The sequence below is a fragment of the Porphyromonas uenonis 60-3 genome, from assembly GCF_000174775.1.
Classification (GTDB): Bacteria; Bacteroidota; Bacteroidia; order Bacteroidales; family Porphyromonadaceae; genus Porphyromonas; species Porphyromonas uenonis_A.
The window spans coordinates 1-521 of sequence record NZ_ACLR01000162.1 but is presented as its reverse complement, the minus strand read 5'-3'; the positions used below and the strand labels follow the sequence as shown (position 1 = coordinate 521).

General features: G+C 44.9%; 1 protein-coding gene. It reads left to right on the top strand.

Translation table 11 applies throughout. From position 1 onward, the window contains the following. Window positions 1-34: 34 nt before the first annotated feature. Window positions 35-521 (top strand): phage integrase SAM-like domain-containing protein (locus tag PORUE0001_RS05255; protein WP_007365430.1); only part of this gene is annotated, 487 nt, incomplete at its 3' end.

Below are 521 nucleotides of genomic sequence, written 5' to 3'. Positions count from 1 at the left end.
AACAAGTGCAACTCTTAGATGGCACAACTATCAGATGACCTTATTACAAGGGTACTTGGGCTATCAATATGGAAAGGACGACTTACCCCTCTCTGCTGTGCAGAAAGATGAGCTATCCAGCTATGAGTTATACTTAAAGGGCGAGAAAAACTACACCCACAACACAGCCATCAAAGTTCTGCGCTTTTTGAGAAAAGCGATGGAGCGAGCCGTTGAAGATGACTTGCTTATGCGAGTCCCTTTTCCAAAGGTTGTTTTACGCATGCAACCTACAGATAGGGGGTTCTTAGATGATTCCGACTTGGAGCGTTTGCGTTCAGTTGAGCTTTCAAACCCTAAGCTTCTTCTAGTACGAGATGCCTTTCTCTTTTCTTGTTATACGGGACTTTCTTATGCAGATATATCTCGTCTAGTGAGAGACAACATCATCTCTATGCACGGCCAGAGCTGGGTTGTACTTCGTCGCAAGAAGACGGGTGTTCTCAGTACTATCCCCTTAATGTCTGTTGCCGTGCATATCC